Origin of the sequence: Nocardia sp. FBN12 (genome assembly GCF_050320175.1) — a bacterium.
Lineage (GTDB): Bacteria > Actinomycetota > Actinomycetes > Mycobacteriales > Mycobacteriaceae > Nocardia.
Genome location: NZ_CP190048.1, coordinates 1,233,390 through 1,256,832, shown reverse-complemented (window position 1 = coordinate 1,256,832; position 23,443 = coordinate 1,233,390). Strand labels below are relative to the sequence as shown.

The window sequence follows — 23,443 nt, the reverse complement described above, 5'->3', positions numbered from 1 at the left end:
CGTCCGGTCGAATGGCAAGGAAAACCAGTTCCGCCAGGGCCAGCGGGTACATCGGCCCCACCTTCTTACATTCTGATGCAGTATTGTGTGAGCATGGCGAAGGTGGTGAAGCGGGCATACAAGTTCCGCATCTACCCGTCCACCATTCAAGCGTCGGAGCTGTTGCGCACCTTCGGGTGCGTTCGTACAGTCTGGAACATGGCACTGGATGCCAGGCAGCGGCGCTATGCCATCGAGTCCAGGTCCACGACTTATGTGCAGGCTTCCGCAGAGCTGACAGAGTGGAAGAAGACCGCAGAGCTCACCTTCCTGAACGAGGTGTCGTCCGTGCCGTTGCAACAAACGTTGCGGCATCAGCAGACGGCGTTCGCCGCGTTCTTCGCCAAGCGCGCTCGATACCCCAGGTTCAAGTCCCGTAAGAAGTCCCGGGCATCGGCGGAGTACACCCGGTCCGGATTTCGGTGGCGAGACGGGCAGCTCACCCTGGCGAAGATGGCCGAACCCCTCGATATTCGATGGTCGCGCCCCTTGCCCGCCGGTGCCACACCGTCGACGGTGACAGTCTCTCGCGACAGTGCTGGACGGTGGTTTGCCTCCCTGCTCGTTGAGGAACGGATCGCCGAGCTGACGTCCACGGACAACAACGTAGGCGTGGACGTCGGCCTCACATCGCTGGCTACGCTGTCCACTGGGGAGAAGATCGCCAATCCGCGTCACGAGCGGGCCGACCGAGCCAAGCTGGCGAAGGCACAGCGCAACCTGTCCCGCAAAGTCAAGGGTTCGAACAACCGGAAGAAGGCTCGGCAGAAGGTCGGTCGTATTCACGCGCGGATCACCGACCGCCGCACCGATTTCCTTCACAAACTGTCTACGAGGCTGATCCGCGAGAACCAAACGGTCGCTATCGAAGACTTGACGGTGCGTAACATGGTCGCCAACCACGCGTTTGCCCGAGCAATCTCGGATGCAAGCTGGCGGCAACTGCGCTTCATGCTCGAGTACAAGGCGGACTGGTACGGCCGCGAAGTGCTGGTGGTGGATCGTTGGTATCCGTCTACCCGGGTGTGTTCGCACTGTGGCGCCTTGGGCGACAAGCTGCCGTTGAACGTTCGAAAGTGGAAGTGCCGCCCCTGTGGCACGGCCCATGATCGCGACGTTAACGCTGCCCGCAACATCCTCGCTGCCGGGCTGGCAGAGAGATGAAACGCCTGTGGAGTCGGTGTAAGTCCGCAAAGGAGTTCTCCTTTCCGGCATCTGACGGTGAAGCAGGAACTCCCCGTCCTCGCGGGCGGGGAGGAAGTCAACCGTAGTCCTCCTCGAAGGTCAATGCCGCTGCTTCCGCGTCAGGGTCGAGCTCGCCCAGCCAGCTGACAGCCAACGGCCCGAGTGGATCGGGTTGGTCGAAGGCGATGGTCTTACCGCGGTACAGCTCCAACAACGCCAGGAACCGCGCCACGATTTCCACCGGGACTGTGCAGTCGACCACCAATTCGGCGAAGGTCGTCCAGCCGCCCGGACCGCGTTCCTTCAACAGAGCGAGCACCAACTCGGCCTGCTCGGCGACCGAGATGGTGTGCATGTGCAGATGCCCGAGCCCTACCTCGGGGATCGGGCGTGGCCGGAAAGCCGCCGCCGCGATCTCGGCGAACGCGGCGATGTCCACCCCGAGGGTGACCTCGGGCAGCAGCCCTTCGAACTGCTCCTCGAGCGCCACCGAGCGCGGATACCGGCGCAGGGCCGCGGCTTCCAGCTCGGCGAGCAGTTCGGCCACCTGCTTGAACGCGCGGTATTGCAGCAGGCGCGCGAACAGCAGGTCGCGCGCGTCGAGGAGTTCGAGATCGTCGGCGTCGGTCATCTCACCCGAGGGCAGCAGCCGAGCCGCTTTGAGATCCAGCAAAGTGGCGGCGACGACGAGGAATTCGGTGGTCTGATCGAGAATCTTGTCCGCGCGCAGCTTGGTGTTCTCGGCCAGCTCGGCGGTCAATGCCTTGGTGTAGGCGATGAATTCGTCGGTGACCTGGTGCAGCGCGACTTCGGTGACATCGAGTTTGCGCGAGCTGATCAACGTCAGCAACAGATCGAACGGCCCCTCGAAATTGGTGAGCCGCAAGTGAAATACAGAGTCTTTGGCGGCTGGCGCCGCGGGTTCTCGGCCCTGAGGCCTCGATTCTTCCCTCCCGCCGGGCACTCCTTCGTCGCACCCTCTGGTCAGTCCAGAATCAAGGCGGCCGAGAACTGGGGATTCAGGGGCGGAGTCAGAGTCTTCGGGTACTGCTTGCACCGCAGGTGTAGCTCCGATCACCGGCCAGACCGGTGGATGACTTCACGTGCCATCGCTCGATAGGACTCGGCGCCGCCCGATTTCGGCGACCAGGTGGTGATCGGCTCACCGGCGACGCTGGCGTCGGGGAAGCGCACGGTGCGCGAGATGGCGGTGTCGTAGACCAGATCGCCGAACACCTCGACCACGCGCGACATCACCTGACGCGAATGCAGCAGCCGTGCATCGAACATGGTGACCACGATGCCGTAGAGGCTCAGCCGCGGGTTGAGGCGGTCGCGCACCTTCTCGACGGTGTCGTTGAGCAGGGCGAGCCCGCGCAGCGAGAAATACTCGCATTCCATCGGAATGATCACGCCGTCGGAACAGGCCAGCGCGTTCACCGTGAGCAGGCCGAGCGAGGGCTGGCAGTCGATGAGGATGTAGTCATAGCGATCGCGCACGCCGTGCAGGGCGCGACCCAGCGACTGTTCGCGGCCGACCTCGTTGACCAGCTGGATCTCGGCCGCCGATAGGTCGATGTTGCTGGGTAACAGGTCCATGCCGTCGACCTTGGTGGTCTGCAGCACGTCGTCGACCTTCGCCTTACCGCCGATCAGCAGGTCGTGCACGGTGAGATCGAGATCGTGGTGTGCCACACCGAGTCCGGCCGAGAGCGCACCCTGCGGGTCGAGGTCGACCAGCAGCACGCGACGACCGTATTCGGCCAGTGCCGCACCGAGATTGATGGTCGAGGTGGTTTTTCCGACCCCGCCCTTCTGATTGCACATGGCGACAACGAGCGCGTCGCCGTGCCGCTGGACCTGCGGTGGATCTGGGACCAGTCGCAGCGGCCGGCCGGTCGGGCCCATCTCGACGGGCTCGGTGACCTGTTCCGGTCCACCGTCCCACGGTGTTTCCGCTGTCGTCACGATCCGCTGCTCCTTATACGTTTTCCTTGCCGGTAACCCCTGTCGAGGGTAGCGAGGCCGATCCGCCGACCGGTTCGCTTTCGTACGGTCCAACTCTGGGTAGACGCTACCGCTCGGACCGGTGAGGTACAGCATGGCAACGCCGGGCGTGTTCGCACGATACCTGTTCAGCGCATATCGGGGGTGCCGGTTCACGTGGCGCGCGGATGGGCCGTGGCCCACACTTCGCGCAAGGTACTCACCGTTACAAGGGTGTAGATCTGGGTCGTGGTCACCGAGGCATGGCCGAGCAGTTCCTGCACCACCCGCACATCGGCGCCACCGTCGAGCAGGTGGGTGGCGAAGGAATGGCGCAGGGTGTGCGGCGACACCGTCGCCCCGATTCCGGCACGTTCGGCGGCGGTCTGCAATACCTGCCACGCGCTCTGCCGGGACAGTCTGCCGCCACGGGCGTTGAGGAAAAGCGCTCCGCCGGAACCTTTTCCGCTCGCGGCCAGGGTGGGTCGACCGCGCACCAGATACGCGTCGACGGCCGCGAGAGCCGGGCGGCCGATCGGGACGAGGCGCTGTTTTCCGCCCTTGCCGTGCAGCACCACACAGCGTTGCTCGGCGTCGATGTCGTCGACGTCGAGCCCGACCATCTCCGAAATGCGCGCGCCCGTGGAATAGAGCAGCTCCAGCAGTGCCCGGTCGCGCAGTCCACGCGGTCCACCGCCGGAATCCTCCGGTTCGCCGCCCGCCGATTCGAGCAGTCGCAGAACCTGGTCGTAGGGCAGCGCTTTGGGCAACCGGCGACCCGGCGCGGGCGGTTTCACCGCGTGCGCCACATCGGTGTCGGTGATGCCCTCGGCGGCGGCGAACCGGTGCAGCCCGCGTACCGCGATCAATGCCCTCGCCACCGAACCCGCGGCCAGCGCAGGATGATCGGCGCCGCCAGAACGCAACGCCATCGTGAATTCGGCGACATCACCTTGGACCACCGCGCTCAAGCTGTCGACCCCGCGACCGGTGAGGAAATTCCGGTAGCGGGCCAGGTCGCGGCGGTAGGCGCCGAGGGTGTTGCGCGCGGCTCCGCGTTCGACCGTCAAGTGGTCGAGGTAGGCGTCGATCTCCCGCTCGAGCACGCTCGCCCGCCTAGTCCCCGCCGACCGAGACGGCGGAATCGGGGGTCGAAACGTGGGCCGTGGTCACGCGTGGTTACCGCGAGACGGCGCCTCGGCGGCCTTACGCCGCAGGAACGTCGTCGGCTGACCGGGCCACGGCGCGTCGGGCGCGCGCAACGCCACCCCACTCGCCTCGGCCGCGGCGTAGGCGAGCACCCCGGCGACCGCGGTCGCGTTCACGATCTCCCCGGCCAGCGCGGCCCGCACCGCCTCGTCAAGTGGCATCCGCACCAGCTCGAGATCGGCTTCCTCATGCTCGGGGTCGGGCCGGTCGGTGACGCTGAGACCGGTCGCGAAGAACACCCGAAGCGCCTCGTCGGTGAAACCCGGCGACAACGCCACATCCACCAGCACCGACCATTGCGCGGCGGCGAGCCCCGTCTCCTCGGCCAGCTCACGCTTGGCCGCGGTGAGCGGGTCCTCACCGTCGATGTCGAGCAGCCCGGCGGGCAGTTCCAGCAGCCGGGTACCGATCGGATGCCGGTACTGACGGATCAACACGACATTGCCGTCGTCGTCGAGCGCGAGCACCGCGACAGCACCGTGGTGCTCGATCACCTCGCGCTCGGCGACCCGCCCGTCCGGCATCCTGACCTGATCCTGGCGCAGGGCCAGGATCGCGCCGCTGTAGAGCACCCGGCTCGACACCGTCTCGAAGTCGTGACTACCGGGCTCGCTCATGCGTTCCTATCGCCGAATTTCCTACGCTTGCGCGGGCTGCTCCGCGAGCTCTTCCTCCGGGAAGTCTACGGGAAGCCGTTCGGCCAGTTTGTATTTCAACGCGGCGTAGATCAGCGCCGCGAACAGCGGATGCGGCCGGGTCGGACGGCTCTTGAGCTCCGGATGCGCCTGGGTGGCGACGAAGAACGGATGCACCGAAGCCGGATACTCGACGAACTCCACCAGGTGCCCGTCGGGCGAGGTGCCGGAGAACACCAGCCCACTCTTGGCGATGGCGTCACGGTAGGAGTTGTTCACCTCGAACCGGTGCCGGTGCCGCTCGGACACGTTCTCGGTGCCGTACGCCTGCGCGACGACCGAGCCCTTCTTCAACGTGGCGGGGTAGGCGCCCAGTCGCATTGTGCCGCCCAGATCGGCTTCACCGGCGACAACGTCTTCCTGGTCGGCCATGGTCGAGATGACCGGGTTCTTGGTGTCGGGCTCGAACTCGGCCGAGTTCGCGTCGGCGATACCGACCGAACGCGCAGCCTCGATGACCACACACTGCAGACCCAGGCACAGCCCGAGCAGCGGGATACCGCGGTGGCGGGCGTAGCCGATCGCGCCGAGCTTGCCCTCGATACCGCGAATACCGAACCCACCGGGAATCAGCACGGCGTCGACATCACGCAGCGCCGCCTGCGCGCCGACCTCGGTCTCGCATTCGTCCGACGGCACCCAGCGGATGTTCACCTTGGCGCGATGCGCGAAACCGCCCGCCCGCAGCGCCTCGGTCACCGACAGGTAGGCATCCGGGAGATCGACGTACTTGCCGACCAGCGCCACCTCGACGGTCTCGCGCGGGGAATGCACGCGATCGAGCAGATCGCCCCACACCTTCCAGTCCACATCGCGGAACGGCAGCCCGAGCTTGCGCACCACGTAGGCATCGAGACCCTCGCTGTGCAGCACCTTCGGGATGTCGTAGATCGACGGCGCGTCCGGCGTGGAGATGCACGCCTCCACGTCGACGTCGCACATCAGCGCGATCTTGTTCTTGAGCCCCTGCGGCACCTCACGGTCGCAACGCAGGATCAGCGCGTCGGGCTGGATACCGATATTGCGCAGCGCGGCCACCGAATGCTGCGTCGGCTTGGTCTTGAGCTCACCCGAGGGCGCCAGATACGGCACCAGCGACACATGCAGGAAGAACACGTTGTCGCGACCCACATCGTGACGGATCTGGCGGGCCGCCTCGAGGAACGGCTGCGACTCGATGTCACCGACGGTGCCACCGATCTCGGTGATCACCACATCCGGCACATGCCCCTCGAGATCGGGACCCTGCATCGCGAGGATGCGACTCTTGATCTCGTCGGTGATATGCGGGATGACCTGCACCGTATCGCCCAGATACTCGCCGCGGCGTTCCTTGGCGATCACGGTCGAATAGATCTGACCGGTGGTCACGTTCGCGTCCATCGTGAGATCGCGATCGAGGAAACGCTCGTAATGGCCCACGTCCAGGTCGGTCTCGGCGCCGTCTTCGGTGACGAACACCTCGCCGTGCTGGAACGGGTTCATGGTGCCCGGATCGACATTGAGATACGGGTCGAGCTTCTGCATCGTCACCCGCATACCGCGCGCGGTCAGGAGCTGACCGAGGCTGGAAGCGGTGAGACCCTTACCCAATGAGGAGGCGACGCCACCGCTCACGAAGATGTGCTTGGTGGCACTTTTAGCCTGATTCCGTTGATGACCCACGGACCACCACTGTACCGCTAGTCCGCCTCTCCGCGTATTTTGCCGGTCGTTTGCGGGCGGCGTGTTGGGTTCGCGGACCGGCGGAGAGGCGCTGAGCGGCCTCTGGGCGTGCCCGGTGAGTTACCCATGTACTCGCGAGATCGGGAGTTACGTCGGTGCGCGAGTCGCGGGATCTTGCCTTGGGTTAGTGGTGGGGTTCTCAATCAGCGGGGCATTGCTACCAGGGTCAGTGACGTTGCTGATGTTCCTGTTCCGTAGCGGCCGGCGCCGCCGGTCAGTTGTTCTGTCAGGGCGAGTGTTGTTGTTACTCGGCCTATTTCGCGGTCGATGTTGTCGACTGTGGTGACTGTTGTCGCGAGGGGGGCTTGGGCTCGGACGTTGGCTATCGCGGCGTTGCCCTCGGCGGCGCCTTGGCGGCCTGCGAGGACTGTGCCTGCGGCTCTTGCTCTGAGGGCGGCGGTGAAGCGGGCGATAGTCGCGCCCTGGCCGGTGTCGGATTCGACACCGTTGCCGGTGATGACTACCGCGAGTTGCGCTGGTCTCGTCGGGGGGTCGGTGTAGGTGAGGAAGTTGCCGCCTCGGAGGGTTTCGAGGATCAGGGACAGTTCCTCGGGGGTGCTGCGGGGGTGGTTGGTCGCGGGGTCCTGGAGTAGAGCGAGGCCGAGGAGGTCGCCTGCGAGGCTGCCCTGGTCTACGGCGCCGGTGTTGAGCTGGGCGCCGGCGGGGACGATGTTGGTCAGGGTGGAGCGCATGCGATCGCCCTCCCCCGCGTCGACGAAGGACTCGGTCAGGGCGACGCGGCCGGTCACCGTGGCGCCTGCGGTGCGCAGGGAGTTGCTCACGCCGTCGATGTCGGCGGGGTCGGCGTCGGGGGTGGTGAGGACGACGACGGTGCGGTCGGCCAGGGTGCCGTTCAGGATGCGGGGCGCCGAGCCCGCGATGAACTGGTCGGCGGCGTCGAGGCGGGCGGTGAGCTGCGCGTTCTGGGCGGTCAGCTCGTCCACCTGAGTGTTCAGGTCGGTCTTGTCCGAGCGCAGGCCCGAGATCATGTCGCCGGCGAGGGTGTGCGAACCGAGCACCACACCGACCGCCAGCGCCAGGAAGATCGCCGCGATCGAGATGGCGTGTTGACGCAGCGAGATCACAGCAGACCACGCACCCACAGGACGAAGCTGTTCCAGTATTCGATCGACCGGTCCAGCATCTCGGAACCATTGTGCGAAGCCAGGATCACCACCACGATCGCTACCAGCGCGGCCAGCACCACGAGCGCGACCGCGGCACCGGTGGAACGGTGCCGGTACAGGGTCGACACCGCGTTGGCGTCGACCAGCTTCGCACCGACCTTCAATCGGGTCAGGAAGGTGGCCGGATTGCTGTCGCGCCGGCCGCGGTCGAAGAAGTCTTCGAGCGAGGCGTGGGCGCCTGCCAGCACGATCAGGGACGCACCGTGATGGTCGGCCAGCATCAACGCGAGATCGGTCGGCGAGCCCGAGGACGGGAACGTGGTGGCGCCGATACCGAGGTCCTGGATGCGTTCGAGGCCTTTGGCGTGGCCGTCGGTGTCGGCGGGCAGGATCATCTCGGCGCCGGATTTCAGTGTCTCCGTGCTGATCTCGTCGGGATCGCCGACGATCAGGTCAGGCGTGTACTTGAGCTTGCGCAAAGTATCGGCGCCGCTGCCGACACCGATCAGAATCGGCGCGTACTCCTTGATGAACGGCTTGAGCCGCTGCAATTCCGCGAGATGGCCCGAGCCGTCGGCGATCACGACCACGTGCCGGTCGCGCATGTCCAGCTCGATATCGGGCACGCCGACGCCGTCGATCAGCAGCGCGCTCTCGGTGCGCACGAATTCGGTGGTGTTGCCCGCGAACGCGTCGAGGTGATCGGCGAGGCCGTTGCGCGCCTCGATCATCCGGTCGGCGATGGTCGACTCGTCGAACTCGATGCCCTCGACCAGGACCTCGGGTTCCTTCTTGGTCAACCGGTCGGCGTAGACGATGCCGCCGTCGATGCGAACCTTGGAACCGTCCTTGATCTTGCCGAACGCGTCGGAGGACACCGTGTCCATCAGCACGATCCCGTTGGCCACCAACACTTCCGGGCCCAGATTAGGATAGCGACCGGAAATCGAGGGCGAGGTGTTGATCACCGCGAGCACACCCGCCTCGACCAGCCGGTCGGCCGTGTGGCGGTCCAGGTCGGTCTCGTCGAGGACGACCACGTCCCCGGGACCGACCCGCCGCAGCAATCGGCCGGTATCGCGATCCACCCGGGCGATCCCGGCGACACCGGGCAGCGTTTCCGTGTTCCGTGACAACAGCGCCGGCATCTTCATGAGGCCGATGATGAAGCCAAACCCTCAACCTTTGGTGGAGGCGCGCCGGTCGGAGCCCGGGTCGCGACTACCCGTATGCTCCGGGTCACAGACATTTCGGACAGGAGACACATCCATGCCACGTAGCACCGTCGAGACGGTTTTCGACGCACCTCGCGACATCGTCTACCGCCTCTTCACCGAGCGTGAAGCGGTCAGCCCGTACCTGCCGATCCAGGTCAAGCTCGTCAAGGCGGGCGACCCGGCCACCGGCGTCGGCGCCCAGCACATCCTCGGTTTCGGCAAGGTGGGCGTCACCGAGGAGATCACCGCGCTGGTTCCCGGCGAGCGGATGGAGTACAAGATCGTGAAGGGTGCGCCGGTCAAGCGGCACGTCGGCACGATCGACTTCGCCGATACCGCCGAGGGCGGCACCCGGGTGGTGTACACGATGGAGTCCGAGTCGTCGCTGCCCGTGCCCGCGCCGGTGCTGGAGTTCGGGTTGCGTCAGCTGACCAACCAGCTTCTCGGTGGCGTGCGTAAAGCTCTGCGCTGATCGAAGCCGACGTCGCCTGGCCGTTGTGGCAGGCGACGTCGTTGTTTTTCAGGCGGGCAAGCGCTCGGCTCGGGCGGTTTCGAGTAGTTCTTCGGCGTGGGCGCGGCCTGTCTCGGTGTCGTCGAGGCCGGCGAGCATGCGGGCCAGTTCGACTACCCGTTCGTCGTCGGTCAGGGTGCGAACGCCGCTGTCCACCTTGCCTTTTCCGTCGTCGGACTTGTTCACCACCAGGTGGGTGTCGGCGAAGGCCGCTACCTGGGGTAAGTGGGTGACGACGATGACCTGATGGGTGCGGGCCAGGCGGGCAAGGCGCTTGCCGATCTCGACCGCGGCCCGGCCGCCGACGCCGGCGTCGACTTCGTCGAACACCATGGTCGCGCCGTGATCGGATCCGGCCAGCACCACTTCCAGTGCCAGCATCACTCGCGAGAGTTCGCCGCCGGAAGCACTTTTGCTCAACGGCAGCGATTGCGCGCCGGAATGGGCGGAGAGCCGGAATTCGACTTCGTCGCAGCCGTTGGACCCGGCGTGCAGGAGCGCGCCGTCGACGTCGAGCGGCGCCGAATCCTGCTGGCTCGCCTGCAGCGGGCGGACCTGGACTTCGAGTCGCGCCTTGCCCATCGCGAGCCCACCGAGCTCGGTGCTCACCGCGCTCGCCAGCTTGCCCGCCGACTTGGCGCGGGCGGCGCTGAGTTTGCGGGCCGCCTCGCGCACCTTGCCCGCGGCCGTCTCGACCTCACCGGCCAGCTTGGCCAGCGCGTCCTCGGACACATCGAGCGAGTCGAGGCGCGAACGCGACTCGTCGGCCCACGCGATCACACCGTCGATATCGGGTGCGTATTTGCGGGTCAGCGATTTGAGTTCGGCTTGACGGTTGAGCATCGAGTCCAGCGCGCTGGGATCGGACGGCAATTCCGAGAGGTAGCTGCTGAGTTCGGTGGTCACGTCGACCACCACCGCGATCGCCTCGCCGAGTCGCGGGGCCAGGGCGGCCAGCGCCGGGTCGTCGGCAGAATCGAGGCGGGCGCGGGCCCCACCGAGCAGATCGAGCACGCCACCGCCGTCGGCCGGTGCGTCGGTCGGGCCCGACAGTGACTCGTGCGCGGCGACGCCCGCCTCGCGCAGCGAATCGAGGTCGCTGAGCCTGCGGATCTCGGCGACCAGGCGGGTGTCCTCACCGGGCTCGGGGGCGATGCCGTCGATTTCGGTGAGCGAATGCTTGAGCCGGTCGGCTTCGAGCGCCAATTCCCTACTGCGCGCGGTGCGTTCGAGCAGCTCGGTGCGCGCGTCCAGCCAGGACCGACGATGCACCTGGTACTTGCGCAGCAGTCCGGCGACGCTGTCGCCGGCGAACTGGTCCAGCGCCGACAGTTGCTGTTCGGGCCGCTGCAACCGCAATTGGTCGTTTTGCCCGTGCACGGTGAGCAGCCGAGAGGTGAACTCGCCCAACACCGCGGCGGGCACCCCACGTCCGCCGAGATGCGCGCGCGAGCGTCCGTCGCTGTTGACGGTGCGGACCGCGATCACGCTGCCGTCCTCATCTGCCTCGGCACCCGCCGATTCCAGCACTTCCCCGACCGCCGCGCGCGCCGCGTCGTTGACGTCGTCGACGACGAAACGGCCCTCCACCACGGCTTTCGCCGCACCGAGACGTACCCGCCCCGCGTCGGCGCGCGCACCGCTGAGCAGGTGCAGGCTGGTGACCACCATGGTCTTGCCCGCACCGGTCTCGCCGGTGAGCACGGTCAGGCCGGCATGGAACTGCGCGGTGGCCGTCGAGATGACACCGAGTCCGTCAATCCTGATCTCTGTCAGCATCAGTGCTCTTCCGTTCGCTGTCTGCCCCGCCAGCCGGTGACCGGCAGCTGGAACTTGCGCACCATCCGGTCGGCGAAGGGCGCCGAATCGAGCCGCACCCAGCGCACCGGGCGTTCGCCACGCACCACTTCGGCGCGGCCACCACGCGGCAACGCGAGGGTGCGTCTGCCGTCCAGGAAAACGATCGCATCGTGTCCGGTCGCCACGGTCTCCACCGCGATGAGCGACTCCGGGCTGGTCACCAGTGGCCGCGCGAACAACGCGTGCGCGTTGCTCGGGATCACCAGCATCGCCTCCAGTTCGGGCCACACCACCGGCCCGCCCGCGGAGAACGCGTAGGCGGTCGACCCGGTGGGGGTCGAGATGAGGATGCCGTCGCAGCCGAACGCCGAGACCGGCCGCCCGTCCACTTCGAGTACCACCTCCAGCACACCCATGCGCTGGGCGTTCTCGAGGCTGGCCTCGTTGAGCGCCCAGCCGCGTTCGACGACCGTATCGTCGACGCGCACGGTGACGTCGATGGTCATCCGGTTTTCCACCTGGTAATCGCGATCGACCACCTGCGAGAGCGCCTCATCGAGGTTCTCGGCCTCGGCTTCGGTCAGAAAACCGATGCGGCCCAAGTTGATTCCGAGCACGGGCACACCGGCGGGCCTGCCGAGTTCGGCCGCGCGCAGGAACGTGCCGTCGCCACCGAGGGCGAGCACCATCTCACAGCCCTGCGCCGCGGAGGGACTGTGCGGCACCACCCGCACCGGGTATCCGGCCTCGTCTTCGAACCGGGTGCTGTCGGCCTCGTCGGCCAGCACTCGAAGGCAGATGCCCGCCTCGGCGAAGATCTTCGCCACCCGGTGCGCGGTCTCGATGATCTCGGCGCGGCCGGGATGGGCGACGAGCAGGATCTCCCTGCCGCCCGCTTGCGTACTCACTGCGGCCCCTCCTCGACAGCCTGTGCGACCAGCGCGCGCACCTTGTCGGCGTCGTACTCGAACGGGCCGACCTTGCGCAGCCACAGGAAGTACTCGACGTTGCCCGACGGACCGGGCAGTGGGCTGGCGACCACACCCAGGGTGCGCAGTCCGAGCGCGGCGGCGGCGGTCGCGACATCACACACCACTTCGGTGCGCAGCGCGGGATCACGCACCACGCCGCCCGAACCGACCCGATCCTTGCCGACCTCGAACTGCGGCTTCACCATCGGCAGTAGATCGGCGCCGTCGGCGGCGCAGGCCGCCAGTGCCGGGAGAACGAGTCCGAGCGAAATGAACGACAAGTCCCCGACAACGACTTCGACTGTGCCGCTGATGGATTCGGGGGTGATGTTGCGCACGTTGGTGCGGTCGAACACCCGGACCCGATCGTCGTTCTGCAGCCGCCAGATCAACTGGCCGTAGCCGACGTCGACCGCGACCACCTCGGTCGCGCCCTTGTTCAGCAGCACATCGGTGAACCCGCCGGTCGACGCACCCGCGTCCAGGCACCGCTTACCCGTGAGGCTGAGCCCCTCGGGCTCGAACGCCTCGAGCGCGCCGAGCAGTTTATGCGCGCCACGTGAGGCCCACGACACCTCGTCGGGTTCTTCCCGCACGATCAGCGGGGTCCCCGTCTCCACAGCCGTCGCCGGTTTCACGGCGACGGTGCCGGCAATCAGGACGCGGCCCGCGCTGATCAGTTCGACCGCGTGTTCTCGCGATCGCGCCAATCCGCGGCGAACCAGTTCGGCGTCCACCCGCGCTCGCCTGGCCACCTCAGATCTTGTCCACTGTCGCCAGCGCGTCGACCAGTACGTCGTGCGCTTGCTCGAGGATGCGCGCACGGCGGGTGATGTCGGCGCCGGTCTCGGTGTTCTCCGCCGGACTCACGGCGGCACGTGGGCCGAGTTCGGTGAGCAGGGCGTCGACATCGGCCTTGATCCGGTTCGGATCGGCTGGCTCCTGATGTGCCGGAGCACCGGGCAGGTGAGCGCCCGGCACCGGAATCCCGGGGCGGGGTGGCTGTGACGCGCCGTTCGGCGGTGAACTCGCAGTACTCATCGTGGCGTCAACGCTATCGGATTTCCGAATCGGTTGCGCGCACCCGTACCGCCCGGCCGGGGTGCTGTCGCAACAGCTCCGCGATGTCCGCTGGTGCGGCGGCTTCTGCCAGCGCGGCGTCGTTGAGGGCATCGAGGGTGGCGGCGATATAGGTGGGAATCCGGGCAGCCGATGCGCCGATCACCTCGTCGATGGTGCTGACTCCGGTCAGCACCAGCAGCGAGTCGAGACCGAGACCGTTGGCACCCTCGATATCGGTGTCGAGGCGGTCACCGACGACCAAGGCGCGGCGGGTGCCCGCTCGCTCGATCGCGTCTTCCATCAGCGGCGCGTACGGCTTGCCCGCGACGAGGGGCGCACGATCGGATGCGGTGGCCAGGGCTGCGACCATCGAGCCGTTGCCAGGGGCGAGGCCGCGCTCGTTGGGCAAGGTGCGGTCGGTATTGGCGGCGATCCACAGCGCGCCCGCGCGCAAGGCGTAGGCGGCTTCGGCGAGGTCGGGCCACGCGGTCGTCGGCGAGTGTCCTTGCACGACCGCCGCGGGTGGGGTGTCGTCGAACCGGCGGACGGGATCGAGGCCGACGGCCTTCACCTCGGCGGCCAGATCGTCGGTGCCGACGACGAGCACCTTGTCGCCGGGGCTCAGCCGTTCGGACAGCATGCGGGCCGCGGCTTGCGCACTGGTCACCACATCGTCGGCGGTGGCCGGGTAGCCGAGCTCGTCGAGGTGGTGTGCCACGGCACCGGGCCCACGCGCGGCATTGTTGGTGACGTAGACAAGACGCTGTACCGAATCACCGTTCGGGACAAGCGCTTTGGGCGCACCCTCGATTACTTCGGGTCCGCGGTACAGCGTTCCGTCCAGGTCGAGCAGCAATGCCTCGTATCGATCACGTAGCCGGTCCATCCACCCTCACTCCGTCGTCTCCACCGGGTCGAACACATCTGCGACCCTAAGCCAGGCCACCGACAGCTTCGGTCCTCTCGGCTGCCGAACAGCACTCGCACCCTTCATGATCGAGCATGTGCCACGGGTTTGTGCGCGATGTCGCCTGTTGCGTATTTCTCACTGACACGCGAAAAAGGCCGCAGGCCGGGGACCTGTGTGGTCCCGGCCTGCGGCCTTTCTGGTTCTACTGTGCGTCGCCGGTGAGTTCGGTTGCCCGTTCCTCGGCGTCGGTTTCGTCGTCGAGGTCGGCGGCCGCGGCGTTGAGGAACCACTGCAGTCCGTCATCGGTGCGGCCTGCCGCCACCAGCGCGTCGGCGTAGGCGTAGAACAGGCGCGCGGCGGCCGAACCCGTGCGAGACGGGTCCAGATCGGAGGCCTGCAGCGTCACGACGGCCTGGTCGAATTGACCCAGATCCATCCGGGCGCCCGCGACGACCATCCGCAGCTCGGCGGCTTCGTCACCGGTGAGCGTCTGCGCTTCCTCGCTGCGACCGAGCTCGATGGCCCGTTCCGGCCTGCCGAGACCGCGCTCGCAGTCCGCCATCACCGCCAGCAGCCCGGCACCACCCGACATGCGTCGCGCGGTCCGCAGCTCCGACAGCGCCTCGGCCCACTCCTCGGCGTGGTACGCCACCACACCGGCGGTCTCACGCACCACCGCGATGCGCCCCGCACGCTGCCGGGCGGCCCTGGCGTGTGCCAGTGCCAGGCGCGGGTCGTCGTCGAGCAGCTCGACGGCCATCACCATGTGCCGGGCCACCGAATCGGCGTTGTTCTTGTCCAGGCTCAGCAGATCGCGGCGCACGGCCGGATCCAGATCGGAGGCCTGCACGTCCTCGGGCAGATCGGGCTCCTCGGGACGAGCCGCCCGCCGATCGTCCGGCCGCCCACCGGTCGTCCGAGCACCTTCGCCGCCACGGCGGCGATCGTCACCGTAGTCACCCGACCGGGCCGGACCACCGGAAGCCGAGCCACTGCGCGAACGGTCGTCACGGTCCGAACGAACACCACGATCGGCGAATCCGCGCCGCTCGCCACGATCGTCGCCGCTACGAGCCCGATCGTCACGATCCGAGCCGCCGGAACGGTCGGCCGCACGCGAGCGGTCGTCACGATCCGAGCCGCCGGAACGGTCGGCCGCACGCGAGCGGTCGTCACGATTCGAACCGCTGGAACGGTCGGCCGAGCGCGAGCGGTCGTCACGATCCGACTCACCTCGGGGAGAGGTGTCGCGATCGGCGCCGCGTGGGCTCTCGTCGAAGCCGGCGTTGTCGCGCAGGTCGCCACGGGCCGGGGCGGGCTCGTCACCTACGGCACGCGCCTGTTCGTCACGATCCGACCCACCACGCGAACGGTCGTCGAGATCTGCGGCACCAGCGCGGTCGTCGGCATCCGGATCGACGGACTCGTCACCTGCGCGAGCACGGCGATCCGTGCCGCGGGGGCGGTCATCGTCGGTCGCGGCGTCGGCTACTCGTGCCGCGCCCGGCTCAGGCCGCTCGGGTGCTGTGTCCTCAGACTGCCCAGTGGACGCCGCCGACTCGTCGGTCGCGGGCTTGTCGCTCGCTGCCGCGGAGACGCTGTCCGACGCACCGGCCGAAGCCGTGCTGTCGTCGTCGGTGATCGACTCGTCGACATCGGAGACAGCCGGCGAGACAACGCCGAGCACATCGCTGTCACGCTCACGGCGCTTCTCGCGGTAGGTGCCGTCGAGCGGCTTACCGTCTTCGCCGACGAACTTGCCCTGGCTGCCACCGGAGCGCGCGTCACGCTTGAAGCCGCCGCGACCGCGATCGTCATCGCGCTTGGGACCGCGATCATTGTCGTCGCGACGCGGGTATCCACCCTTGCCGCTGTCGTCGCGACGCGGGTATCCGCCCTTGTCGTCACGCTTCTGGTAGCCGCCACGATCGGAACCACCGCGCGACTGATCGTCACTGTCGTTGCGACGGAACCCGCCACCCGGACGGTCGCCACCGCCCTCGTTGCGACGGAACCCACCGCGATCAGAGCTGCCACCACGGTCACTGCCGCGATCGGAGCTGCCGCGCGAACGGTCGTCGCCTTCGTTGCGACGGAACCCGCCACCCGAACCACCGCGGGGACGGTCGTCATTGTTGCCGCGGTATCCGCCACGGTCGCCGCCGCGATCGAAACCGCCTGTGGGACGGTCACTTCCGCCCTCATTACGCTTGAACCCACCACGACCGGCGTCGTCACGGCGCTGGTAGCCGCCGCGGTCGCCACTGTCGCCGCGCTTGAACCCACCGCGATCGTTGTCATCGCGCTTTCCTTGGTAACCGCCGCGATCGTTGTCATCGCGTTTCTGGTAACCACCGCGGCCCGCATCGTCACGCTTGGGGTAGCCACTCTTGTTGTCGTCGCGACGCTGATAGCCACCGCGATCCGACGAGCCGCCGCGATCCGAACCACCACGGTATCCGCCACGGTCGCCACCGCGATCGAAACCGCCTGTGGGACGGTCACTTCCGCCCTCATTACGCTTGAACCCACCACGGTCACCGGAGCCGCCACGACCGGCGTCGTCACGGCGCTGGTAGCCACCGCGGTCGCCACTGTCGCCACGCTTCTGGTAGCCACCGCGATCGTTGTCGTCGCGCTTCTGGTAGCCACCGCGATCGTTGTCGTCGCGCCTTCCTTGGTAGCCACCGCGGCCCGCGTCGTCGCGCTTGGGGTAGCCGCCCTTAGCTGTGTCGTCGCGGCGCTGGTAGCCGCCACGGTCCGAACCACCACGGGGGCGGTCGTCGTTGTTGCCGCGGTATCCACCACGGTCACCGCCGCGATCGAAACCACCGCGGTCGCTGGAGCCACCTCGACCGGCGTCGTCACGGCGCTGGTAGCCGCCGCGGTCGCCACTGTCGCCGCGCTTGAAGCCGCCACGGTCAGAGCTGGCGCCGCGGTCGTCGCGGTTGTATCCGCCACGCTGGCCCTCGGGACGGCCGGAGCCGCGACTGTCCTCGTTGCGCTTGAATCCACCCCGATCGGAGCTGCCACGATCGGAGCTGCCACGATCGGAGCCGCCGCGACCGGCGCTGCTGCCTCGGCCGGCGTCGTCTCGGCGGAATCCGCCGCCTTCGCCACGGCCCGAACCGCGATTGTCACCGTGTCCGCCGCGGGGGCGATCGGTCGGTTCGCCGCGCCGGCCGAAACCGGGGGCGTCTCCGTCCCGGCGGAAAGGCTTCCGTCCGTCGTTGTGTTCCGACACGGCGATCCCTCTCTAGGTTCCCCGGCCTCCGGGGAGTGTTGTCAATGGCCCCGCCACTAAGAATTCAACCACGGACGAAGGACGGGGCATCGTCCGCCTGGCGTACCGGACTCGTATCGAGCCCACAAACGCCGATAGGGGACCCAAATAAGGGTCCCCTATCGCGAAGGATGTTCCGGCAGTGTCCTACTCTCCCACACCCTGTCGAGTGCAGTACCATCGGCGCAGGTGGCCTTAGCTTCCGGGTTCGGAATGGGACCGGGCGTTTCCCCACCGCTATAACTACCGTAACTCTATGAAACTAGACAGCGCTCCCCACACAACAACCCAAAAAAGGTCTGTGTGAGTGTGCTGCAGTGTCTGTTGTTTCAGAAACCGCACAGTGGACGCGTAACACCTTCGTAGTAAGCCCTCGGCCTATTAGTACCAGTCACCTACACCAGTTACCTGGCTTCCAATTCTGGCCTATCAACCCCATGGTCTGTAGGGGGCCTTAACCCATCAAGTGGGAGAGAAACCTCATCTTGGAACAGGCTTCCCGCTTAGATGCTTTCAGCGGTTATCCCTTCCGAACGTAGCCAACCAGCAGTGCTCCTGGCGGAACAACTGGCACACCAGAGGTTCGTCCGTCCCGGTCCTCTCGTACTAGGGACAGCCTTCCTCAAGTTTCTTACGCGCGCGGCGGATAGAGACCGAACTGTCTCACGACGTTCTAAACCCAGCTCGCGTGCCGCTTTAATGGGCGAACAGCCCAACCCTTGGGACCTACTCCAGCCCCAGGATGCGACGAGCCGACATCGAGGTGCCAAACCATCCCGTCGATATGGACTCTTGGGGAAGATCAGCCTGTTATCCCCGGGGTACCTTTTATCCGTTGAGCGACACCGCTTCCACTTGCCGGTGCCGGATCACTAGTCCCGACTTTCGTCCCTGCTCGACCTGTCAGTCTCACAGTCAAGCTCCCTTGTGCACTTGCACTCAACACCTGATTGCCAACCAGGCTGAGGGAACCTTTGGGCGCCTCCGTTACATTTTGGGAGGCAACCGCCCCAGTTAAACTACCCACCAGGCACTGTCCCTGAACCAGATCATGGTCCGAGGTTAGAAGTCCAATACGATCAGAGTGGTATTTCAACGACGACTCCCACAACACTAGCGTGCCGCTTTCACAGTCTCCCACCTATCCTACACAAACCGTACCGAACACCAATACCAAGCTATAGTGAAGGTCCCGGGGTCTTTTCGTCCTGCCGCGCGTAACGAGCATCTTTACTCGTAATGCAATTTCGCCGAGTCTGTGGTTGAGACAGCAGAGAAGTCGTTACGCCATTCGTGCAGGTCGGAACTTACCCGACAAGGAATTTCGCTACCTTAGGATGGTTATAGTTACCACCGCCGTTTACCGGGGCTTAAATTCTCAGCTTCGCGGACAAAGTCCGCTAACCGGTCCTCTTAACCTTCCGGCACCGGGCAGGCGTCAGTCCGTATACATCGTCTTACGACTTCGCACGGACCTGTGTTTTTAGTAAACAGTCGCTTCTCTCTGGTCTCTGCGACCCCACCCAGCTCCAAGAGTAAATCTCTTCACCGGGCGTGGTCCCCCTTCTCCCGAAGTTACGGGGGCATTTTGCCGAGTTCCTTAACCACAGTTCTCTCGATCGCCTTAGTATTCTCTACCTGACCACCTGTGTCGGTTTGGGGTACGGGCCGTGTACCAGCTCGCTAGAGGCTTTTCTCGGCAGCATAGGATCACTGAATTCCCCTCAACGGGTACGCATCACGTCTCAGGCTACATGTTGTGCGGATTTGCCTACACAACGCCCTACACGCTTACACCAGGTATTCCATCACCTGGCCCAGCTACCTTCCTGCGTCACCCCATCGCTTACCTACTACAACCGGGGTCCTGTGCAGCAATCATCCCTCTCACCCGAAGGCTCGATAAGACAACATTTGGACAGTTAGCACAACTGATTCAGCATTGGGCGCGGATACACGGGTACGGGAATATCAACCCGTTGTCCATCGACTACGCCTGTCGGCCTCGCCTTAGGTCCCGACTCACCCTGGGCGGATTAACCTGGCCCAGGAACCCTTGGTCATTCGGCGGACGAGTTTCTCACTCGTCTTTCGCTACTCATGCCTGCATTCTCACTCCCGTGGCCTCCACAGCTAGTTCACACTGCTGCTTCCACGGCCACAGGACGCTCCCCTACCCATCCACACACCTGGCCCTGCACGAATGCAGGACGGGTTATTGTGTGAATGCCGCGGCTTCGGCGGTGTACTTGAGCCCCGCTACATTGTCGGCGCAGGATCACTTGACCAGTGAGCTATTACGCACTCTTTCAAGGGTGGCTGCTTCTAAGCCAACCTCCTGGTTGTCTAAGCGACCCCACATCCTTTTCCACTTAGTACACGCTTAGGGGCCTTAGCCGGCGATCTGGGCTGTTTCCCTCTCGACTACGAAGCTTATCCCCCGCAGTCTCACTGCCACGCTCTCACACACCGGCATTCGGAGTTTGGCTGACTTCGGTAAGCTTGTAGGCCCCCTAGGCCATCCAGTAGCTCTACCTCCGATGTGAAACACGTGACGCTGCACCTAAATGCATTTCGGGGAGAACCAGCTATCACGGAGTTTGATTGGCCTTTCACCCCTACCCACAGCTCATCCCCTCAGTTTTCAACCTAAGTGGGTTCGGGCCTCCACGACGTCTTACCGTCGCTTCACCCTGGCCATGGGTAGATCACTCCGCTTCGGGTCCATAATGTGCGACTCGTTCGCCCTATTCAGACTCGCTTTCGCTACGGCTACCCCTCAACGGGTTAACCTCGCCACACACCGATGACTCGCAGGCTCATTCTTCAAAAGGCACGCCATCACCCCACACACTCGAAAGTGGAGGGCTTTGACGGATTGTAAGCGCACGGTTTCAGGTACTATTTCACTCCCCTCCCGGGGTACTTTTCACCTTTCCCTCACGGTACTAGTCCGCTATCGGTCACCAGGGAGTATTCAGGCTTACCGGGTGGTCCCGGCAGATTCACAGCAGATTTCACGGGCCCGCTGCTACTCGGGAGACATCCACAACAGCCAAGAAGTTTTCGTTTACCGGACTATCACCGTCTATGGCAGGCCGTTCCAGACCACTTCAACTAACCACTTGGTTTCTTACTGTTGCTCGACTCGGCAGAGTCGAGAAGAATGTTCCCACTACCCCAACCAGACAACGACTGCCGTCTATCACATCTGATTGGTTTAGCCTCATCCGCTTTCGCTCGCCACTACTCACGGAATCACTGTTGTTTTCTCTTCCTGTGGGTACTGAGATGTTTCACTTCCCCACGTTCCCTCCACACACCCTATATATTCAGATGCGGGTAACACGACATCACTCGTGCTGGGTTTCCCCATTCGGAAATCCTCGGATCTCAGCTCGGTTGACAGCTCCCCGAGGCTTATCGCAGCCTCCTACGTCCTTCATCGGCTCCTGGTGCCAAGGCATCCACCGTACGCTCTTAAACACTTACTAACAAAGATGCTCGCGTCCACTGTGCAGTTCTCAAACAACACACCCGCACCGGATTGATTTCCTGACCTACTCACCAACCCGAAGGTTGCCGGCGGTTTCGAAGGAGATCCGAGCGGATCGTTTGTTTTGCCTTGAAAAAACACTTTCGCGTGTTCTTTCAGGACCCAATAGTGTGTCGGTATACCCATCGCGACCCCGGACTGAGCCGGTGTCGTATGCGATGAAATTTGTCAGTGTTCCACCCATGAGCTCCAGCCGGACCACGAATGGGTCCGAAACTGTCTCTGCCAGCAGCGATCTCGACTCTTCGAGACGCTCACTGGAGAAGTGCTCCTTAGAAAGGAGGTGATCCAGCCGCACCTTCCGGTACGGCTACCTTGTTACGACTTCGTCCCAATCGCCGATCCCACCTTCGACGGCTCCCTCCACAAGGGTTAGGCCACCGGCTTCGGGTGTTACCGACTTTCATGACGTGACGGGCGGTGTGTACAAGGCCCGGGAACGTATTCACCGCAGCGTTGCTGATCTGCGATTACTAGCGACTCCAACTTCACGGGGTCGAGTTGCAGACCCCGATCCGAACTGAGACCGGCTTTAAGGGATTCGCTCCACCTCGCGGTATCGCAGCCCTCTGTACCGGCCATTGTAGCATGTGTGAAGCCCTGGACATAAGGGGCATGATGACTTGACGTCGTCCCCACCTTCCTCCGAGTTGACCCCGGCAGTCTCTCACGAGTCCCCGCCATTACGCGCTGGCAACATAAGATAAGGGTTGCGCTCGTTGCGGGACTTAACCCAACATCTCACGACACGAGCTGACGACAGCCATGCACCACCTGTACACCGACCACAAGGGGGCCTACATCTCTGCAGGTTTCCGGTGTATGTCAAACCCAGGTAAGGTTCTTCGCGTTGCATCGAATTAATCCACATGCTCCGCCGCTTGTGCGGGCCCCCGTCAATTCCTTTGAGTTTTAGCCTTGCGGCCGTACTCCCCAGGCGGGGTACTTAATGCGTTAGCTACGGCACGGATCCCGTGGAAGGAAACCCACACCTAGTACCCACCGTTTACGGCATGGACTACCAGGGTATCTAATCCTGTTTGCTACCCATGCTTTCGCTTCTCAGCGTCAGTTACTTCCCAGAGACCCGCCTTCGCCACCGGTGTTCCTCCTGATATCTGCGCATTTCACCGCTACACCAGGAATTCCAGTCTCCCCTGAAGTACTCTAGTCTGCCCGTATCCCCTGCAAGCTTAAGGTTGAGCCCCAAGTTTTCACAGAAGACGCGACAGACCGCCTACAAGCTCTTTACGCCCAGTAATTCCGGACAACGCTCGCACCCTACGTATTACCGCGGCTGCTGGCACGTAGTTGGCCGGTGCTTCTTCTACAGGTACCGTCACTTGCGCTTCGTCCCTGTCGAAAGGGGTTTACAACCCGAAGGCCGTCATCCCCCACGCGGCGTCGCTGCATCAGGCTTTCGCCCATTGTGCAATATTCCCCACTGCTGCCTCCCGTAGGAGTCTGGGCCGTGTCTCAGTCCCAGTGTGGCCGGTCACCCTCTCAGGTCGGCTACCCGTCGTCGCCTTGGTAGGCCGTTACCCCACCAACAAGCTGATAGGCCGCGGGCCCATCCTGTACCGATAAATCTTTCCACCACCGACCATGCGATCGGTGGTCATATCCGGTATTAGACCCAGTTTCCCAGGCTTATCCCGAAGTACAGGGCAGATCACCCACGTGTTACTCACCCGTTCGCCGCTCGTGTACCCCGAAGGGCCTTACCGCTCGACTTGCATGTGTTAAGCACGCCGCCAGCGTTCGTCCTGAGCCAGGATCAAACTCTCCGTTGAAGACTCTTAACTCATGTCCGAAGACACAAATCAGAAATATCTAACTAGAGTCCGAAAACCTAGCAAAGCCAAACACCAGCAAAAAAGATTCGCTGTTGTTTATGTCCAACCTCCCACGACCGGGGGGTACGCGAAGGTTGGAACCAATAATAAATATTGGCACTGACATTCATCGACACACTATTGAGTTCTCAAAGAACACACGCACCAGCAGATCACTGAATCTCTTCAGATCTTCCGCTGGGCAACTGTTCCAGCCTAACCTCACTCCCAGGCGATGTCAATCGTTACCCTGGTCACTTGATCTTGGCCTGTCAGGCGCTCCCCGGTTTGTGTCCGTGTCGCTCTGACTTCCAATAAGTTACGCGCCGGAT

The 23,443-nt window shown here is 64.6% G+C and carries 15 protein-coding genes and 3 rRNA genes; 2 read left to right on the top strand and 16 right to left on the bottom strand.

What is annotated here, in order from left to right; translation table 11 throughout:
* Positions 1-93 precede the first annotated feature (93 nt).
* Positions 94-1,203: an RNA-guided endonuclease InsQ/TnpB family protein gene (locus tag ACQHI0_RS06265; protein WP_427906966.1), complete on the top strand. Its 1,110-nt coding sequence runs from the start codon at positions 94-96 to the stop codon at positions 1,201-1,203.
* Positions 1,204-1,300: 97 nt separating this feature from the next.
* On the opposite strand, the gene ACQHI0_RS06260 is transcribed toward ACQHI0_RS06265, so the two are convergent.
* The 7 genes from ACQHI0_RS06260 to steA all read right to left on the bottom strand — a co-directional run bounded on the left by ACQHI0_RS06260 (position 1,301) and on the right by steA (position 9,120).
* A complete protein-coding gene (locus tag ACQHI0_RS06260) occupies positions 1,301-2,110 on the bottom strand; it encodes a segregation and condensation protein A (RefSeq protein WP_427906965.1) in 810 nt (269 codons plus the stop codon).
* A gap of 188 nt (positions 2,111-2,298) precedes the next feature.
* Complete coding sequence (locus ACQHI0_RS06255) at positions 2,299-3,132, bottom strand: ParA family protein (protein WP_228538008.1); 834 nt, start codon at positions 3,130-3,132, stop codon at positions 2,299-2,301.
* A gap of 251 nt (positions 3,133-3,383) precedes the next feature.
* Complete coding sequence (gene xerD, locus ACQHI0_RS06250) at positions 3,384-4,316, bottom strand: site-specific tyrosine recombinase XerD (protein ID WP_427906964.1); 933 nt, start codon at positions 4,314-4,316, stop codon at positions 3,384-3,386.
* A gap of 63 nt (positions 4,317-4,379) precedes the next feature.
* Positions 4,380-5,036 carry an NUDIX domain-containing protein gene (locus ACQHI0_RS06245; protein ID WP_427906963.1) on the bottom strand — a complete coding sequence of 219 codons (657 nt, stop codon included), beginning with the start codon at positions 5,034-5,036 and terminating at the stop codon, positions 4,380-4,382.
* Between the two features lie 21 nt (positions 5,037-5,057).
* Positions 5,058-6,779, bottom strand: a complete 1,722-nt coding sequence (locus tag ACQHI0_RS06240; protein ID WP_427906962.1) for a CTP synthase — start codon at positions 6,777-6,779, stop codon at positions 5,058-5,060.
* A gap of 203 nt (positions 6,780-6,982) precedes the next feature.
* On the bottom strand, positions 6,983-7,924 hold the full coding sequence (locus tag ACQHI0_RS06235) for a copper transporter (RefSeq protein WP_427909098.1): 942 nt from the start codon (positions 7,922-7,924) through the stop codon (positions 6,983-6,985).
* Positions 7,921-9,120: a putative cytokinetic ring protein SteA gene (gene steA / locus ACQHI0_RS06230; RefSeq protein WP_427906961.1), complete on the bottom strand. Its 1,200-nt coding sequence runs from the start codon at positions 9,118-9,120 to the stop codon at positions 7,921-7,923. Before steA ends, ACQHI0_RS06235 begins: the two co-directional genes overlap by 4 nt.
* Before the next feature lie 115 nt (positions 9,121-9,235).
* Here steA and ACQHI0_RS06225 point away from each other — a divergent pair, with 115 nt between their 5' ends.
* Positions 9,236-9,655, top strand: a complete 420-nt coding sequence (locus tag ACQHI0_RS06225; RefSeq protein WP_427906960.1) for an SRPBCC family protein — start codon at positions 9,236-9,238, stop codon at positions 9,653-9,655.
* Between the two features lie 48 nt (positions 9,656-9,703).
* On the opposite strand, the gene recN is transcribed toward ACQHI0_RS06225, so the two are convergent.
* The 9 genes from recN to ACQHI0_RS06180 all read right to left on the bottom strand — a co-directional run bounded on the left by recN (position 9,704) and on the right by ACQHI0_RS06180 (position 23,069).
* On the bottom strand, positions 9,704-11,473 hold the full coding sequence (gene recN / locus ACQHI0_RS06220; protein WP_427906959.1) for a DNA repair protein RecN: 1,770 nt from the start codon (positions 11,471-11,473) through the stop codon (positions 9,704-9,706).
* Positions 11,473-12,402 carry an NAD kinase gene (locus tag ACQHI0_RS06215; RefSeq protein WP_427906958.1) on the bottom strand — a complete coding sequence of 310 codons (930 nt, stop codon included), beginning with the start codon at positions 12,400-12,402 and terminating at the stop codon, positions 11,473-11,475. Before ACQHI0_RS06215 ends, recN begins: the two co-directional genes overlap by 1 nt.
* Complete coding sequence (locus ACQHI0_RS06210; protein WP_427906957.1) at positions 12,399-13,220, bottom strand: TlyA family RNA methyltransferase; 822 nt, start codon at positions 13,218-13,220, stop codon at positions 12,399-12,401. Before ACQHI0_RS06210 ends, ACQHI0_RS06215 begins: the two co-directional genes overlap by 4 nt.
* A 1-nt stretch (position 13,221) precedes the next feature.
* Positions 13,222-13,506 carry a hypothetical protein gene (locus ACQHI0_RS06205; RefSeq protein ID WP_427906956.1) on the bottom strand — a complete coding sequence of 95 codons (285 nt, stop codon included), beginning with the start codon at positions 13,504-13,506 and terminating at the stop codon, positions 13,222-13,224.
* A gap of 13 nt (positions 13,507-13,519) precedes the next feature.
* Entirely contained in the window at positions 13,520-14,413 is an 894-nt protein-coding gene (locus tag ACQHI0_RS06200; RefSeq protein WP_427906955.1) for an HAD-IIA family hydrolase, read from the bottom strand.
* Positions 14,414-14,639: 226 nt separating this feature from the next.
* Positions 14,640-15,734, bottom strand: a complete 1,095-nt coding sequence (locus ACQHI0_RS06195) for a hypothetical protein (protein WP_427909097.1) — start codon at positions 15,732-15,734, stop codon at positions 14,640-14,642.
* A gap of 2,120 nt (positions 15,735-17,854) precedes the next feature.
* A 5S ribosomal RNA gene (gene rrf, locus ACQHI0_RS06190) occupies positions 17,855-17,971 on the bottom strand.
* 110 nt (positions 17,972-18,081) lie between these two features.
* A 23S ribosomal RNA gene (locus ACQHI0_RS06185) occupies positions 18,082-21,214 on the bottom strand.
* Positions 21,215-21,552: 338 nt separating this feature from the next.
* Positions 21,553-23,069: ribosomal RNA gene (locus tag ACQHI0_RS06180) — 16S ribosomal RNA — on the bottom strand.
* The 16S, 23S and 5S rRNA genes sit together here, the layout of an rRNA operon.
* Positions 23,070-23,443: the final 374 nt, after the last annotated feature.